The following is a 1,120-nucleotide window of genomic DNA, read 5'->3' on the forward strand; positions in this document are numbered from 1 at the left end:
CTCCAAAATGGGATCATAAAATCCAAATACAGCACCTCTTTGTTTTAAGCTTAATACAGCTGTTAAGACATTACAAAATATATAGCCCACCCATTAAATGATGTGACATCTATGCTAATAAAGTTTAAGATAGTACTTATTACCTAATCTCTCATTGAGGATAGGTGATGCTATTGATTGCCGCATACATCGGAGAAAACCTTTCTCCATTACAAATTGACTACTACAAACTCGTAGGCTTCAGTAATATAGAACGGAACAAATCATAATGCTTCAGTAGAATTTCGATAGTAGATCTATTCCAAGTCTACAAATTCGGAAATAATTGTTCGAGAAGTCACTACAACCCAAATAACTATAAGAGGTGTCCATCAAATGAAAGTGAAAAAACATTACAAAACAGCAGCAGGATTATCATTAGCTCTATTAATGGGAATGAGTACCGGGGCATCTGCCGCACAAACGCCTGTAGACGTAGATGTCTATCAAGTCCCTATGCATTTCACGTTCGACGGTAAGGAGTATGCGCCGCCGGAAGGGCAAATAGGCTTTATCTATGAAGGCAGTACTTATGTCCCGATCAGATTCATTTCTTATTCGTTGGATAAAGCAGTGAAATGGGACGCAGATACATACACAGTTACGATTTCCGAACCTAAAGAAGCAGACAAAATTAACATCAAAGAGTACAAGCTCAACACACAGGTTTATTCAAAAGGTAATGAGAAGATAGATAAAGCAAAGTTAGTCCCTAGCAAGTTAAATGTATACAAAGAGAAGATTTCCTTTATTTTCGATGGTCTCGCAAAGAGTCCTTCTGAAAACTTACCTGGCTACATCGTTGACGGTAGTCTATATGTGCCTATGCGTTTTTTCTCTGAGTCTGTTGGCAAAACGATTAATTGGGATCCAGCAACTTACACTGTTTCAGCTGTGACCACTCCAGATAAAAAAGATCCAGAGATTAAGTTGCCTGAAATCCCGAAATCGGATCCTCAAGTTCCAATTGCTGGAGGTGGAGGCGCTATTGGCGGCGGAGGGACTGGCGGTAATGAAGGTGGAGGAGTAACAAAACCATCTTTGGACGCAATTAAATCCGAGACCGATTCCCAGCTCAGAC

General features: G+C 39.9%; 1 protein-coding gene. It reads left to right on the top strand.

What is annotated here, in order from left to right; translation table 11 throughout:
• Nucleotides 1-375: 375 nt before the first annotated feature.
• Nucleotides 376-1,120: copper amine oxidase N-terminal domain-containing protein (locus AC1DUA_RS38615; RefSeq protein WP_477504724.1), on the top strand; the 745-nt coding region annotated here is incomplete at its 3' end.

The sequence above is a fragment of the Paenibacillus sp. 01T422 genome (assembly GCF_056398785.1).